The organism is Bradyrhizobium sp. LMTR 3, from assembly GCF_001693485.1.
In the GTDB taxonomy this organism is placed as follows: domain Bacteria; phylum Pseudomonadota; class Alphaproteobacteria; order Rhizobiales; family Xanthobacteraceae; genus Bradyrhizobium.
Genome location: NZ_MAXC01000009.1, coordinates 45528 through 59412 on the forward strand (window position 1 = coordinate 45528; position 13885 = coordinate 59412).

At 62.7% G+C, this 13885-nt stretch carries 14 protein-coding genes; 3 read left to right on the top strand and 11 right to left on the bottom strand.

Going from position 1 to position 13885, the window contains the following annotated elements; translation table 11 throughout:
• Positions 1 to 289: 289 nt before the first annotated feature.
• Together LMTR3_RS07760 and LMTR3_RS07765 are read left to right on the top strand one after the other, a co-directional pair.
• The gene (locus LMTR3_RS07760; protein ID WP_028346033.1) at positions 290 to 988 is read left to right on the top strand and encodes a ribonuclease activity regulator RraA; all 699 of its coding nucleotides are present in this window, start codon (positions 290 to 292) and stop codon (positions 986 to 988) included.
• Between the two features lie 23 nt (positions 989 to 1011).
• The gene (locus LMTR3_RS07765; RefSeq protein WP_065744506.1) at positions 1012 to 1416 is read left to right on the top strand and encodes a (R)-mandelonitrile lyase; all 405 of its coding nucleotides are present in this window, start codon (positions 1012 to 1014) and stop codon (positions 1414 to 1416) included.
• A gap of 12 nt (positions 1417 to 1428) precedes the next feature.
• Here LMTR3_RS07765 and LMTR3_RS07770 read toward each other — a convergent pair whose 3' ends face one another.
• From LMTR3_RS07770 to LMTR3_RS07810, 9 genes are all read right to left on the bottom strand, one after another.
• Positions 1429 to 1779, bottom strand: a complete 351-nt coding sequence (locus LMTR3_RS07770; RefSeq protein WP_065744507.1) for a hypothetical protein — start codon at positions 1777 to 1779, stop codon at positions 1429 to 1431.
• Between the two features lie 144 nt (positions 1780 to 1923).
• On the bottom strand, positions 1924 to 2769 hold the full coding sequence (locus LMTR3_RS07775; protein WP_065744508.1) for a DUF2147 domain-containing protein: 846 nt from the start codon (positions 2767 to 2769) through the stop codon (positions 1924 to 1926).
• A gap of 323 nt (positions 2770 to 3092) precedes the next feature.
• Positions 3093 to 3515 carry a hypothetical protein gene (locus tag LMTR3_RS07780; RefSeq protein WP_065744509.1) on the bottom strand — a complete coding sequence of 141 codons (423 nt, stop codon included), beginning with the start codon at positions 3513 to 3515 and terminating at the stop codon, positions 3093 to 3095.
• A gap of 117 nt (positions 3516 to 3632) precedes the next feature.
• Positions 3633 to 5057, bottom strand: coding sequence for an amidase (locus tag LMTR3_RS07785; RefSeq protein WP_065744510.1), 1425 nt, complete (start codon positions 5055 to 5057; stop codon positions 3633 to 3635).
• 69 nt (positions 5058 to 5126) lie between these two features.
• Positions 5127 to 6116, bottom strand: coding sequence for a hydroxyacid dehydrogenase (locus LMTR3_RS07790; protein ID WP_065744511.1), 990 nt, complete (start codon positions 6114 to 6116; stop codon positions 5127 to 5129).
• Positions 6117 to 6146: 30 nt separating this feature from the next.
• Positions 6147 to 7247, bottom strand: a complete 1101-nt coding sequence (locus tag LMTR3_RS07795) for an ABC transporter ATP-binding protein (protein ID WP_065744512.1) — start codon at positions 7245 to 7247, stop codon at positions 6147 to 6149.
• Positions 7248 to 7251: 4 nt separating this feature from the next.
• Positions 7252 to 8163 (bottom strand): carbohydrate ABC transporter permease, encoded by a 912-nt coding sequence (locus LMTR3_RS07800; RefSeq protein ID WP_065744513.1) that lies wholly within the window; start codon positions 8161 to 8163, stop codon positions 7252 to 7254.
• On the bottom strand, positions 8163 to 9098 hold the full coding sequence (locus tag LMTR3_RS07805; RefSeq protein WP_065744514.1) for a carbohydrate ABC transporter permease: 936 nt from the start codon (positions 9096 to 9098) through the stop codon (positions 8163 to 8165). The genes LMTR3_RS07800 and LMTR3_RS07805 overlap by 1 nt, the downstream gene beginning before the upstream one ends.
• A gap of 107 nt (positions 9099 to 9205) precedes the next feature.
• On the bottom strand, positions 9206 to 10546 hold the full coding sequence (locus LMTR3_RS07810) for an ABC transporter substrate-binding protein (protein ID WP_065744515.1): 1341 nt from the start codon (positions 10544 to 10546) through the stop codon (positions 9206 to 9208).
• Between the two features lie 457 nt (positions 10547 to 11003).
• On the opposite strand from LMTR3_RS07810, the gene LMTR3_RS07815 reads away from it, so the two are divergent.
• A complete protein-coding gene (locus tag LMTR3_RS07815) occupies positions 11004 to 11789 on the top strand; it encodes a Spy/CpxP family protein refolding chaperone (RefSeq protein ID WP_065744516.1) in 786 nt (261 codons plus the stop codon).
• A gap of 291 nt (positions 11790 to 12080) precedes the next feature.
• Here the strand turns inward: LMTR3_RS07815 and LMTR3_RS07820 are convergent, their stop codons facing one another.
• Positions 12081 to 12482 (bottom strand): VOC family protein, encoded by a 402-nt coding sequence (locus LMTR3_RS07820; protein ID WP_028346045.1) that lies wholly within the window; start codon positions 12480 to 12482, stop codon positions 12081 to 12083.
• Positions 12483 to 12493: 11 nt separating this feature from the next.
• The gene (locus tag LMTR3_RS07825; RefSeq protein WP_141686512.1) at positions 12494 to 13690 is read right to left on the bottom strand and encodes an acyl-CoA dehydrogenase family protein; all 1197 of its coding nucleotides are present in this window, start codon (positions 13688 to 13690) and stop codon (positions 12494 to 12496) included.
• Between the last annotated feature and the right edge of the window lie 195 nt (positions 13691 to 13885).

Here is a 13885-nt window from a genome sequence, read left to right on the forward strand (position 1 = left end):
GGCCTCTAAACGGTCTCGCAGCTTTGGCTTTGGTTTTGAGCATGATCTCTTCGGAAAAAGCGGTACCCACTTTTCCGGATCAAGCTCTTGTGCTGGGCTCAACCTGTAGCGTGTTTTGGCCGCGAGTGGAATTCGCATCGCGCGAAATCCGCCAGTAAGTTCAATAAATTAATCTGCAGTCCGACGATAAGATGTTATGATCGCGCTTCTTTCCACCGACCCTTGACGCGATGTCTGCGCTTCGCAAGATGCGCTACCTTTCACCCATCCTCCGGAGCCTGCATTCCAGATGTCCCTGTCCCCCGAAGCCATCGCAACCCTGTCCGGCGTCTCGACCGCCACCATCACCACCGTGCTGCTCAAGAAGGGCCTGCGAAACGTCTGGATGCGCGGCACCAAGCCGCTGCGGCCGGGGCAGCCCCGGTTGGTCGGACCGGCCTTTACGCTGCGCTTCGTGCCCGCGCGCGAAGATCTCGCCACACCAGAATCCTGGTCGTCGCCGATTTCGACCCGCACCGCGATTGAAGCCATGCCGAAAGGCTGCATCGCGGTGGTCGATGCCATGGGCGTCTCCGATGCCGGCATCTTCGGCGACATCCTCTGCGCCCGCATGGTCAAGCGCGGCGTTGCGGCGCTGATCACCGACGGCGTGGTGCGCGATGTCGAAGGCGTGCTCGGCACCAACCTCCCGGTCTGGTGCGACGGCTTCGCCGCGCCGCCTTCCGTGGCGGGGCTTACCTTCGTGGGCTGGGGCGAACCGATCGGCTGCGGCGGGGTCGCGGTATTCCCGAACGATATCGTCGTCGCCGACCAGGATGGCGCCGTGCTGATCCCGCAGGCCCTGCTCGACCACGTGCTGGCCGAAGGGCCGGAACAGGAACGAATGGAAGCCTGGATCGTCAACGAGGTGAACAACGGCGCGGCATTGCCCGGCCTCTATCCGATGAACGCCGAGACCAAGGCGCGCTACGCTGCTACGAAGAAATAACATCAACCAGTAGAGGTAACCCCATGGAAATCCATCTCGCTGGCTCCCGGCCGACGCGCCGGGCGCCGCCGGACTATTTCACCGGCACGGTGCTGCAGGATCCGATCATCGCAACGGAGCAGCCGGCGCGGTTGGTCTCGACATGCGTCTCGTTCGAGCCGGGCGCACGCACCGCGTGGCATACGCATCCGCTGGGGCAGACGCTGTACGTGATTTCAGGCGTTGGCCGCGTGCAGGCCAAGGGCGGACCGATCCGCGAAATCCGGCCCGGCGACGTCGTCTGGATTCCGCCGGGCGAGAAGCATTGGCACGGCGCTTCGCCAACCAACGGCATGACGCACATTGCCATGCAGGAAACGTTCGACGGAAGCTACGTCACCTGGATGGAGCACGTGACCGACGCGGAGTATTCCCAAAAGGTCGGCTGAGTTCCTGCCGCTTCACATCCGCTGCGCGGTCCATGTGCCGGAGCACAGGGCTGCGCGCCATGTGCCTGATCCTGACGTGCCCGTGAGAACGCCGGAGCCGACGGCTCGCTTCATGCCGCTCGCAAGCGTCACGCGGATGGCGCCGGCCTCCGCTACGCGGCCGGAAGCCGTGACAGCCGCGTTGTGGGAGGCGATCTGGCCATTGTTGATGCCGATCGAGACCGACGCGCCGCTGCTGCAGGCGGCATTCGACGAGGTGATCTGCACATTCCAGTCGCCGTCGAATGTTGCGGCTGCGGATGGCGTCGTGGTGGCCAACACGGCAAGCAGCGGAACGGCGACGGCAGATTTAAGACTTCCCATGGCGTGCCCCTGTTGTTTGGACACGTCCATAGTTCCACAGCCGTTCCAAGGCGACCGTGACTGTCATCACGCGCGGGACGTGGGACAAGACCTCAAAGAAGGGCTCTGTCCAACAGCGTCACGGTCGTCAAAATGCGCGACGAGTCAGTTGACGCGGGTCCAGGTCTGGCCGCCGCAGAACATGCCGCCGAAGGCGCAGCCCTGAACGCGCAGACTGTCGGTGCCCTTGAGCGCGATCGTGGAATCGTAGGTGCTGCCGGTGTTCGGATCGAAAATCCGGCCGCTCCACTTGTCCTTGCCGGGCTTCATGTTGATCAGGACCTGCTCGCCGTTCTGGTTCGACTTTTTGTCGACGGAGTAGCCGCAGAGATTGGGGCCGCATGGTTCGATCCGCACCTTGCCTTCCTTCTCCTCCGTCAGCCAAACGCCAAGCGGTGAGTTCGCAGGCGGCGCCGCCGAAGCTGCAGGAGCCGCGGCCTGTTTCTGTTGCGGCGGCGGTGGCGCCGGCGCGGCAACTGGTGCTGACGGGACTGCCGGCGCGGCGTTCTGTTGCACTGGGGGAGCAGCGGGCGCTGCCGACGCAGGCGCGGGGGCGTCAGCCGGTGCAATGGCTGCTGTCGTGCTCGACGGCGCTGCCGCTGCCGCGGCGGGAGCGGCCGGAGCAGGGGCCGCAGGTGCCGGCGCGGTCGCAGGGGCAGCGGCTTCCGCTGGTGCCGGCGCGGTCGGCGCTGGCGCAGTCTCGGGGGCGGCCTGCGGCGCGGTCTTTGCCTGCTGCGGAGCCTTCCTGGTCGGACGATCAAGATCGCCTTCCTCGCCACGCGCGCGTTTGGTCTTCTTGCCGGTATTGTCGTAGACGCCCGGAATAGAAACGGTGCCGCGATCGGGATCGATCGTAATGGTGCGGCCGCCATACTCGAAAGTGTACTGCGCCTGTGCAGCGGTGACGGTGCCAGCCAGCAAGAGCGCGGCGATAGCGAGGCACTTCTTCATTATGACGACCTCCTGAACAGGGAATCCGGATTCCCGCAGCTACTACGCAGCGGCAGCTTCATTCAACGTGATCCAGATCACTTTCAAAATTATAAGTCGTATACTAGCGGCTTTGGTTCAATTCGACCGCGGCAGTCTAAATTGCGCGCAATGGACGGTCAATTTCCTCGGAAAACACGTTCGTCCAACCGAGCATCAATCGAACCAGACGGAATAAACTTTTTTCTGAAGCTTCCATCCTGGATAGCTACTGTTGGTAGTGAGTCCCCGACGCGTCCGTCATCATCAGCCGATGCGCAGCTTGCCCCGCTCAACGACGGAAGTTACGCCTCGCCGTTGTCCTTGCGGGCCAGATTGGCGGTGCTGCGCCCGGTCATCTCGCCCTTCAATTGCTCGAACCGCCGGCGCGCGTCGCTTTCGCGATCGTCGACCATCTGGATCGCGGCTTCCCTCGACATCGGCCCGGCGACAACCGGTGTGGAATTCTCCCCGATGGTTTCGTCGACATAGTAATCGCCATTGTCGAGGCGGACCGTCCATTTGAAGCGGATAGCGGTCATCGGGCCGGGCCCGAACTTGCAATAGCCGTGAGCCTCGATGGGCGGAGGAGGCGTGGGGATGGGCGGAGGGGCCACCAGCATCTGCTCTGCGCCCGCGGGCTTTGCGGGTTGGCGACGACTTTCCGGCGGGTCGAGGATGCTGGCGATGGTCGCCAGGGCGTTGTCGGTCGGGTCGCTTTGGGTCACGATTCAGCCTCCGGATCGAGCCCGTTTGCGGAATCAGTGTCCGTCGCCGCCCACGGCCCTTTCCTTGCTTCCGAATAAAGCCAGGCTTTGTCAATCCGTGGCTTTTTTGGGGCGTAGCTAGGCGCGCACCGGCGGTAATTTGTTCTTCCAGGGCCGGACCTGTTCGAGCTGACCGGCTAGCCGGAACAGAGTGGCCTCGTCGCCGAACCTGGCCGAAAACATCATGCCAAGCGGCAACCCGGCCTTGTTCCAGGCCAGCGGCACCGACATGGCCGGCTGTCCGGACATGTTGAACATGGAGGTGCCGGGCATATAGCGGCGCAGGATCGGGGCAACGTGCGACAGATCGTTTGACATGGTGTTGAGTTCGCCGATGCGCAGCGGCGGTGCGCACAAGGTCGGGCACAGGAAGACGTCGCAGCTCTCGAAGAAGGTCGCCAGTGAGCGGGAAATCTGGAAGGCGGCGAGCTGGGCGGCCACATAGTCGGTCGCCGAGGTCCTTTTCGCGTTGCGCGAATGCGCCAGCGTCAATATCTCGAGATCATTATCCGTCATCTCTCGCCCGAGCCGCTGCTCGATCAGACGAACCGTCAGTGCGGTGTTGCCGCCGACGATAGTGGTCATGACCGCGGCCGGATCGGCGGCAAGCGCTGGCGCCTGTTCCTCGACGTGATGGCCGAGCCCCGCCAGAAGGCTTGCGATCTCACGCACGGCTGCCGCGATTTCCGGATCGATGGTATCGCCATACGGCGATTTATCGGTGAACGCGATACGAAGCTTGCCCGGGTCGCGGCCGACTTCTTGCGAAAACGGCCGCTCCGGCGGCGGCGCGAAATAGGGGCTCGACGACTCCGGCCCGTGAATCGCGTCCATCATCACCGCGCTGTCGCGCACGCTGATGCTCACGACATGGCCACAGGAGAATCCGCCCCAGCCTTCGCCGCGATCAGGACCGAGCGGATTGCGCGCCCGGGTCGGCTTCAGGCCGAACACGCCGGAAGCGGAGGCGGGGATGCGGATCGAGCCGCCGCCATCGCTGGCGTGCGCGACGGGAAGGATGCGAGCGGCAACCGCCGCCGCGGCGCCGCCGGACGACCCGCCGGAAGAATGTTCCAGATTCCAGGGATTGCGGGTCGGCCCGAACAGGCGCGACTCCGTCGTCGGCATCAGGCCGAATTCGGGACTGGAGCTCTTGCCGAAGATGGATACGCCGGTATCGAGGAAACGCCGCGCCAGCGTCCCGGTGTGGTCAGCCACGAAATCCTTCAGGATCGTGGCCCCTGAGGTCGTGCGCGTGCCCTCCAGGAGGTCGAGGTCCTTCAGCAGAAATGGCACGCCGGTAAAGGGACCGTCGGGCAGGCCGTGTTCGATCTGACGCTCGGCATACTCGTAATGCTTGACGACCACCGCATTGATCTGCGGGTCGACCTTTGCCGTGCGAGCGATGGCCTCGTCGAGCAATTCCTTGGCCGAGACCTCCTTCTTCCGAACCAGTTCGGCAAGGCCGACCGCGTCGTAATCGCCGTATTCCTTGAAGGCCATGCACACACCTCGCTTGCTGGCCGGCCGATAGACCACCGGCCATGCCTGGGGCCATTCGCTGCGGACGATCTAGCCGAGCACGTCCTGATTGATCACGTTCTGGCGCAAGGGATCGCCGTCCAATACGCTCAGAATGTTGCGGGCGGTCTGCTCGCTCATTCGGTCCACGGCTTCCACCGTGACGCCGGCGACATGCGGCGCCATGATGACGTTCGGCAGGGCGAGCAACGCCTGACCGGCCGGCGGCGGCTCCTGCTCGAAAACGTCGAGGCCAGCGCCGGCAAGCTTGCCGGACACCAGGGCGGCGTGCAGCGCGGCCTCGTCGACGATTCCGCCGCGCGCCGTGTTGATCAGATAGGCGGTCGGCTGCATCCGCTTCAGCCTGTCGGCATCGAACATGCCGACGGTCTCCGGGTTCTTGGGGCAATGGATGCTGACGAAGTCGGCGCGCGGCAGCGCCGCGTTGAGGTCGGCGACCGCTTCGCAACCGGCGGCCTTAATGTCGGCGGGGAGCTTATAGGGATCGAAAACCAGGACGTTCATTTCCATCGCAAGGCAGCGCTTGGCGGTGCGCGTGCCGATGCGTCCGAAACCGACGATCAGGACGGTCTTGCCGAAGAGGTCGTAGGGCAGCATCCCGAGCCTATCAGCCCATCTGTCGTCCCTGACCAGCGAATGCATTTCCGTTGCGCGCTTGGCGAGCGTGAGCATCATGAACAGCGCGTGTTCGGCAACCGACGGCGAATTGGCGGTCCCCGCCACCATCAGCGGCACCTTGCGGCGGCTCAGCGCGGGGACGTCGACGGCGTCGAATCCGACACCGATCCGGGTGACGACCAGCATGTCTTTCGAGGCTTCCAACTCGGGCTCGCCGAAGCGGGTAGCGCCAAGGGCGACACCGTGCACCGGCGCATGCTCCTTCAGCTTGGCTTCGAAATCCTTCTGCGAAATCATGTTGGGAAATTCGACGAGTTCGATGTCTTCTCGCGCGTGAAGCAGCGCTCTTCCCTGCTGCGACATCGATTCCGTAATGAAGATTTTCTTCTTGTTGGTAGTCATTTCCTGCCCTTAGGTCACGCAATTGCGCCGTCAAAGGACGACGCCAGTCACCTCGTTTAGCAGGTGCATATTGTTGAGGTCCACAGCCAATCGGAGGGGGGCGCCATCCTGCGCGCCGGCATTGGGGTTGACCCGGCCGCAGACCTGCGAGCCCTCCAGCGTAAAATAGATCAGCGTCTCCATTCCCATCGGCTCGGTGACGTCGAGCACGGTGTCGAAGGCCTCCACGCCGGGTGAAAGATGCGGCCGAGCCTCTGTGATATGCTCGGGCCGCAGCCCCAGCAGCAATTTGTCAGTGCGCGGAATGCCCTGATAGCGGGCGGCGCGGGCCGGCGGCAGCGGGAAGGCGATGCGGTCGGTCAACCGGATGTGCAACTTGCCGGCGAGATCCTCCAGCCGGCACGGAATGAAATTCATCGCCGGGGAGCCGATGAAGCTGGCGACGAATTTCGTCGCCGGCTTGTGATAGAGCTCGTTCGGCGTGCCGATCTGCTCGATCCGGCCATGGTTCATCACCACCACGCGGTCGGCCAGCGTCATCGCCTCCACCTGGTCGTGGGTCACGTAGACCGTCGTGGTGCGGACCTTCTGGTGCACCTTCTTGATCTCGATCCGCATCTGCACGCGCAGCTTGGCGTCGAGGTTGGACAACGGCTCGTCGAACAGAAACACCTTTGGGTTACGCACGATAGCGCGGCCCATGGCGACGCGCTGGCGCTGGCCGCCGGACAATTGCTTCGGCTTGCGGTCGACCAGTTCGACGATGTCGAGCATGCGCGCAGCCTCGTCGATGCGGCTCTTGATCTCGGCCTTCGGGTAACGCTTCAGCCGCAATCCGAACGACATGTTCTCCGCGACCGTCATGTGCGGATAGAGCGCGTAGTTCTGGAACACCATCGCGATATCGCGATCCTTCGGCGGCACGTCGTTGACGATGTCGCCGCCGATCATGATGTCTCCGTCGGAGATATCTTCCAGGCCGGCGATCATCCGCAGCGTTGTCGACTTTCCGCAGCCCGATGGTCCGACCAGCACCACGAACTCATGGTCCGCAATGTCGAGGTCGATGCCGCGCACCGCCTCGACCTCGTCATAGCGCTTCACAACCTTACGCAGCGTTACGTCAGCCATGAGATCAACCCTTTGTCGCACCGGCGGTCAGGCCGGCAATGTAATAGTCCATCAGGAACGCGTAGATGATGAGCGGCGGCGCCGCGCCGAGCAGGGCGCCGGTCATGATCTGCCCCCAGTTGAACACGTCGCCCCTGATCAGCGAGGTGATGATGCCGACCGGCATGACGAGTTGGTCGGTCGACGTCGTGAACACCAGTGGATAGAGGAATTGCGCCCATGACACCGTGAAGGCGAAGATGGTCGCCGCAATGATGCCGGGAAAGGCAACCGGAATGAATATCCGCGTCAGCGTCTGGATCCAGGACGCGCCGTCGATGACGGCGGCTTCATCCAGCTCCTTCGGGATCGAGGCGAAGTAGCCGATCATGATCCACGTGCAGAACGGCACCGTGAGCGTCGGATAGAGAATAAGCAGCACGTACCATCTGTTGATGAGCTGGATGCCGGTCCAATCGCCGATCACCGCGAACATCTTGAACAGCGGAATGAACAGCAGTGTCTCGGGAATGAGATAGGTCAGGAACACGCCGGTCGCGAGCGTCGCCGAACCCCAGAACCGCATCCTCGACAGCGCAAAGGCCGCAGGTACCGATATCAGCATGGTGATGGTGACGACGAAGATCGATACGATCGCCGAGTTCCAGAAGAAGCGCAGAAACTGGTTCGATGTCAGCAGCGCGATGTAGTTCTCCGGAGTCGGATGGAACACCCACCACGGATTGGTCGCAGCCGAAATCTCCGCGCTGCTCTTCAGCGAGGTGATGAACATGTAGATCGGCGGCGTCAGGAAGAAGATCGCGAAGATCACCAGGAAGAAATAGGACCAGCGCAGCGCCCAGGCGCGGTCGCGGCTCATGCTGCCGTACTTGACCTTGCGGGTCGGCGCTGCCTTGTCGACTGTCACCGTTGTCATCAGGCTTCATTCCCGCGTTTGTTGACGTCGCGCAGGATGAAGATCGCCGCGATCGCCAGGATCGGCACCATGAAGAGGGATACGCTGGCGCCCAGCGGTATATCGCTGCCCTCGATCCCGACACGGAACGCCCAAGTCGCGAAGATATGGGTGTGATCGAGCGGGCCGCCCGCGGTCAGGATGCGCACGATATCGAAATTGGCGAACGTCACGATCAGCGAGAACAGCGTCGTAATCGCGATGATGTTTCGCATCATCGGCAGCGTGACGTACCAGATGCGCTGCCACCAATTGGCGCCGTCGATGGCGGCGGCTTCGTAGAGCTGTTCCGGCACGGATTTCAGCGCCGCCAGATACATGATCATGAAGAACGGCGCGCCAACCCAGATGTTGACGAGAATGACCGAGAAGCGCGCCCACATCGGATCGCCGGTCCACGGGATCGGCCCGATGCCGAAGAAGGAGAGCGTGTAGTTGAACGCGCTGTAGGAGGGGTCAAATAACCAGAGCCAGGCCAGTGTGCTCATCGCCGGGGGGATCACCCACGGCACCAGCAGCATGCCGCGCCATTTGCGCTGGCCCTTGGCCGGTATGTTGTGAACGAAATGCGCAATGATGAAGCCGAGCACCGCCTTGAAGATGACGGCCGTGATCGCGAAGATGCAGGACTGCTTCACGACGAGCCAGAACGTCTCGCGCCTGAACAGGAATTCGAAATTGCTGAGCCCGACGAAACGTTGCATCGACTTATTCAACGTCGCCAGGTGCAGCGCATAGAAGGCCGGATAGATGACGAGAGTGGCGATCAGCAGAAGCAGCGGCAGAGTCATCAAGAATGCTACAGTCGACTTGCGCCTGAGCGCATTGTGCAAGCTGGAGCGTTTGCGCGCGGCTTGCGCGGCAGCCCGGTTCGGCTGCAATACGACGTCAGCCATGGTGCGTTTTCATCCCTATAACGTTTCTGTCGGCTTCGCCGGGCGTACGATTGAAGATAGGGAATGGCAGCCTGCGATCAGGCAGGCCGCCAGGGTATCCCCGTCCGTCAGCTTCGCATGAAGCCTTCGCACTCGCCTTCGGCCCAGGCGAGCACCTTCTCCATCGGCTCGCCCTTGTGATAGCGCAGGCACATCTTGGTCAGGGTCGCCTGCACATAGATCTGCTGGGCGATCTTCGGCGGGGCGGGTGCCGCAGCGATCGAGAGCGTCTGATGGTTATGCGGGTTCGGGTAGTGGTAGAGCGTGCCCTTCGGCGGCACTTCCTCCTGCCAGACCTTCAGCGTGGTGAGCTTCTCGTAGCAGGGCAGGTCGTAACCGCCGCTCGCCACGCACATTTTCTCGATCGCATCCGGCTGCGAAAGCGCGTTGAGCACTTTCTTGGCCGCTTCCTTGTTCTTGGAGAACGACCAGGTGCCCCAGAAATAGGGCAAATAAGGTGCGAAGCGGCCCTTCGGCCCCGCCGGAAAGCCGTGGGTCCAGCACTGCTCGGCGACCTGCGGCGCGTCGCGCTTGGCGACTGCCCAGGCGCTCGGAGGGTTCATGATCAAAGCACCCCTGCCGGAGACCAACCATTTGTTGTTGGAGGCATCATCCCAAGCTCCGACGTCCGGCGGCAGGAAGGAGATCAGCTTCTTGTAGAACTCGAGTGCCTGGCGCACCGCGTCGGTCTTGACGGTGAGGTTGCCCTTCTCGTCGACAAGGGCTGCGCCGAACGACTGGAAGATAGCGCCTGCCGTATCGACATTGTCGCTGGTCTCGCCGAGGCCGATGCCGAAGGGAACGCCGCCCTTCTGGCAAGCTTCCGCAGCCTTCAGGAAGGTGTCCAGGGTCCAACTGTCGGCCTTCGGCGGGCTGCCTGCCGGATACAATGCCTGAATGTCGATGCCGGCATGCTGTTTCATCAGGTCGATGCGCGAGCAGGGGCCCTTGATCTGGCTGCCGATGCTCCCGGGTACCGCAAGCCACTTGCCCTTGGATTGGCCAAGATATTTTACGGTGCCGTTGGGTTCGCCGTTCTGCTTGATGAGGCCTTCCATGACGTCATTCATGGGCTCCAGCAGTTCGGCCTGCGCATGCGGCCACCAAGTCGGCATCGCGAGAATGTCGTGACCGGATTTCGCCTGCGCTTCGGCCGCGATGGTGAGCAGGAGCTTGTTGCCCTGGCTCGGGATGTAGTCGATCTGAACCTCGACCTTCTCCTTTTCCGCCCAGGCATTGACGATATCTGTTGAGGCCTTGTTGGCGCCGGGAACCCAGTGGTCCCAGAAACCGATCGATAGCTTACCGGCGGCATAGGCGCCGCGCACATAGGGCGCGGTGATGAGCGCTGCGGATGATAGCGCTGTCGCAGCAACGAATTGTCGGCGAGAAAGCTTCCTGCGTGACATAGCGTTTCCTCTTTGCTGAGCCAGATTTTGCTTCTTATTATTCTTCCCCGTCTGGAGGGGAGTCGCATCGAGGCGGCCGCCAGCGGAGATTTTGTAATCGGATCAGACCAGAATTGTTTGCATCTGTCGAGAAAACACAGCGGCGGCCGTCATTGAACTAACGTTGCGTGGAAATTCCGGGCCGCGGGAGAGACGATGTTGTGTCGTCGGCATCGTCAATAATCGACACGGCAATATTGCGCCGCACACTTTGCGTCCGGGCAGGGGCGCAATTGCGCTGCAGTCAATTGACGGTGCGTGTAACTCCCTGCCCGGAAGCTGTCTCCTGCCGGGGAACCGTCCGGCGCAGCGGTGGACGAGTTTGGGGCGGAAACGATAGTTTAGGCAAAGAGAGATTCTCGCGCGCCTTGGCGATTGCGCGTGGCACATTTCTCGATCGGACCATGGAGACCCGACAATGACACGTCCTCAGCAGTTTGCGCCGACGCCGTCGCGCTGGTGTTTTGTACTTGGCGCCATCGTCGCGCTGGCTCTTGGCACGTGTGCGACCGCGAACGCGCAGGGGCTGGTGCAGGGCGTGCAACAAGGGGCGCGCGAGGGCAACAAGGCTGCCGGTCCGGTCGGAGGCGTGCTGGGCGGCGCGATCGGCGGCGTCGTCGGCGTGGTCACCGGTGTCACCGGCGTCCTGACCGGAGGCAACAATAACAACAAGGGCGGGCAGGCACCGACGGCGAAGGATTCCAAGCAGGGCGAGCCTTCCAAGCAAGGTGATACCGCCAAGCAAGGTGATACCGCGAAGCCTTCGAAGGGGTCCAAGGCGACGAAGACCGCAAAGCAGCAACCACCGCAGCAGCCGGCCGTCCTCACCCAGACCGGCGCACCGCAATTGACGGCCGAACAGATCGTCGCCAACAGCGACGCCAATATCGAGCGGATCAAGAAGGAGCTGGACCTCACGCCGGAGCAGGAGAAGCATTGGGCCGCGTTCAACAGTGCGATGCACTATCTCGGTCATAACGGCGCCGACCGGCTCAACCTGCGCGTTGCACGCGCCAAACGCGATCCCCCCGACGACATCATCGAGCAGATGCGCAACGAGGCTCAATTTCTCAATGATCGCGCCGTCGATCAGCGCAACGTGGCCGATGCCGCCGAGCCGCTATTTGCCACCCTGAACGATAAGCAAAAGGCGATCTTCATTCAGGAAATGGTCAACCTGAGCCACGAGCGCGGGCTCGACTAGCCGGCTTCGCCGGACGAACAGCCGGGTACGCGAGCCCTGGGGTAGGTTGAAAGGCGCGGCACCCGGCTATTCTGCCGCAGCGGCGCGGCTCCTCCAATTTCATTGCAATGATGAAGAAAACCGGACCAACTCGCGCCTTAGTCGTGGCTGACTTGCGGCGTTGTCGGGAACTTCAGTCTTTCATCGGTAGTGTTGCACCCCAACATCACGTGCCGCTTTGGCGCTGCTGTGTTTTGCTCGTTCGATAGGCACACTCAGCCAATTGGACCCGGACCCAAGTGGGCGCACGCCTTAGGTTTTCGGAAAGTTCAGCTCCACGCCGACGCCATCGGGATCGTAGAGAAAGAACTGGATGTCGCCGGTGCGCGGCACGACGCTCTCGCGGAATTTGACGCCTTTCGACTGCAGCCGCTTGCGCATGCCCTCGACATCGGTGGCGGCAAAGGCGATATGGTCAAGCCGGCCGGTATCTTCGTACTTCTTCTCGGTACCACGGACGACGATGCCCTCACGCGGCTTGCGCGTGCCCATCAGATGCACCGTGGCCGTGCCGCCGGAATAGAGCCAATAGCCGGGGAAATCGAGCGGCGGGCGATCGCCGTTTTCCAACCCGAGTACATCGCAATAGAAATCCTTGGTGCGCTCGAGATCGGCGGGTTCGATGGTGTAATGCTGCAGTCCGCCAAGTCCCATGGTCGCTCTCCCTAAACAAAGCTAAGGTCCGTATCGACGCCCATCATCCAGGCGCCGACGGTTTCAAAATGCCTGAGCTGGCCTTGCAACTGCTGGGTCACGGTATGGATGTCGCGGAACCGCCGCTCCAGCGGATGGTTTTCGAAGATCGCGGTGGCGCCAGCGGCGTTGTAGGCAAAGTCGACCGCCTCGCGCGCCTTGTGGATGGCATGGGTCGAGGCCATGCGGATGTTCATGCGCTGCGCGACCGTGATGGTGGCGCCCGCGGTGAGATCCTTCCAGGTGTCGGCCATCGATTGCAGCACGTAGCCCCGCGCGGCGCGGAGGTTGACTTCCGCCTGGGCGAGGTTGCACTGGACCACGGCGTTATCCCGCAACGAGGTCCTCGCGCCACGCGGCACCTTGTTGCGCATCGTATCGACGAAGTTGTCGAGGGCAGTGCGGGCGATGCCGCAGGCGACACCGGCAAAGCCGACCTGATAGCAGGTGTGGTTGCTCATGCGGTAGAGCGGGCCGCGCTCGCGGCATTCCCGGTCGAACTCACGCGTAATCGAATGGTCGGCGCGCACGAAGAAGTCGTTGAGCGCGAACTGGTCGCTGGCGGTGCCGCGCAGGCCCACGGTGTTCCAGATGTCGGTCCACTCGACGTCTTCGGCGCGTACCAGCATGGTGCGCTCGAGCGGGCCTCCATTGGAGTCGTATCTGGGCGAACCGTCGGCCGCATAGATCGGGCAGTGCGCGCCGAGCCAGGTCGCATGCCGGCCGCCGGATGCAAAGGACCAGACGCCGGTCACCCGGTAGCCGCCGTCGCATTCGACCGCGCGAACCCTGGGGCCGGGGCCCCACGCCAATACGGCGCGCGGATCGCCGAAGATCGCCTGCGCCACCGGCAGATCGAGATAGGCCGCCGACATCGCGCAACCGCCGGCCTGGCTGAGACACCAGGCGGTGGAAGCATCGGCCTTGGCAATGGCTTCGATGACGTGGAAGAAAGTCACGGGATCGGTTTCGATCCCATTGGTCGAGCGGGGCAGCAACAGACGGAACAGTTGCGCGTCGTGCAGCTTGTCGAGCAGCGTGGGCGGCAGCCGCCGCGCGGCCTCGATGTCGTCGGAAGCCGCAGCGACATCAGACCGTATGGCCTCGGCCCGGGCGATCACCGCCCGGTCGCCCGCAAGATCGGCAGAGTTTGCGATCGGTGTATTCAAGGCCAGCCTGCCGGTTCGTCGCGTTCGCGTGCCAGTGACCAGTAGATAGTGATCAGTAGATAAGGCTATCGCGCCATCGCCGCGATCGGCAAGTCCATAGCGACGCGGAGCACACCTGCGCATAGGCGATTGGGATTTCGTGCCGCTCTGCACAATGGGGCCAACAATCGAGTGGAACGCGTCCGACTTGTTTAA

Coding starts and splice junctions, on each gene's coding strand:
- LMTR3_RS07760 (WP_028346033.1), top strand. CDS start 290: ATGTCCCTGTCCCCCGAAGCCATCGCAACCCTGTCCGGCGTCTCGACC.
- LMTR3_RS07765 (WP_065744506.1), top strand. CDS start 1,012: ATGGAAATCCATCTCGCTGGCTCCCGGCCGACGCGCCGGGCGCCGCCG.
- LMTR3_RS07770 (WP_065744507.1), bottom strand. CDS start 1,779: ATGGGAAGTCTTAAATCTGCCGTCGCCGTTCCGCTGCTTGCCGTGTTG.
- LMTR3_RS07775 (WP_065744508.1), bottom strand. CDS start 2,769: ATGAAGAAGTGCCTCGCTATCGCCGCGCTCTTGCTGGCTGGCACCGTC.
- LMTR3_RS07785 (WP_065744510.1), bottom strand. CDS start 5,057: ATGGCCTTCAAGGAATACGGCGATTACGACGCGGTCGGCCTTGCCGAA.
- LMTR3_RS07790 (WP_065744511.1), bottom strand. CDS start 6,116: ATGACTACCAACAAGAAGAAAATCTTCATTACGGAATCGATGTCGCAG.
- LMTR3_RS07795 (WP_065744512.1), bottom strand. CDS start 7,247: ATGGCTGACGTAACGCTGCGTAAGGTTGTGAAGCGCTATGACGAGGTC.
- LMTR3_RS07800 (WP_065744513.1), bottom strand. CDS start 8,163: ATGACAACGGTGACAGTCGACAAGGCAGCGCCGACCCGCAAGGTCAAG.
- LMTR3_RS07805 (WP_065744514.1), bottom strand. CDS start 9,098: ATGGCTGACGTCGTATTGCAGCCGAACCGGGCTGCCGCGCAAGCCGCG.
- LMTR3_RS07810 (WP_065744515.1), bottom strand. CDS start 10,546: ATGTCACGCAGGAAGCTTTCTCGCCGACAATTCGTTGCTGCGACAGCG.
- LMTR3_RS07815 (WP_065744516.1), top strand. CDS start 11,004: ATGACACGTCCTCAGCAGTTTGCGCCGACGCCGTCGCGCTGGTGTTTT.
- LMTR3_RS07820 (WP_028346045.1), bottom strand. CDS start 12,482: ATGGGACTTGGCGGACTGCAGCATTACACCATCGAACCCGCCGATCTC.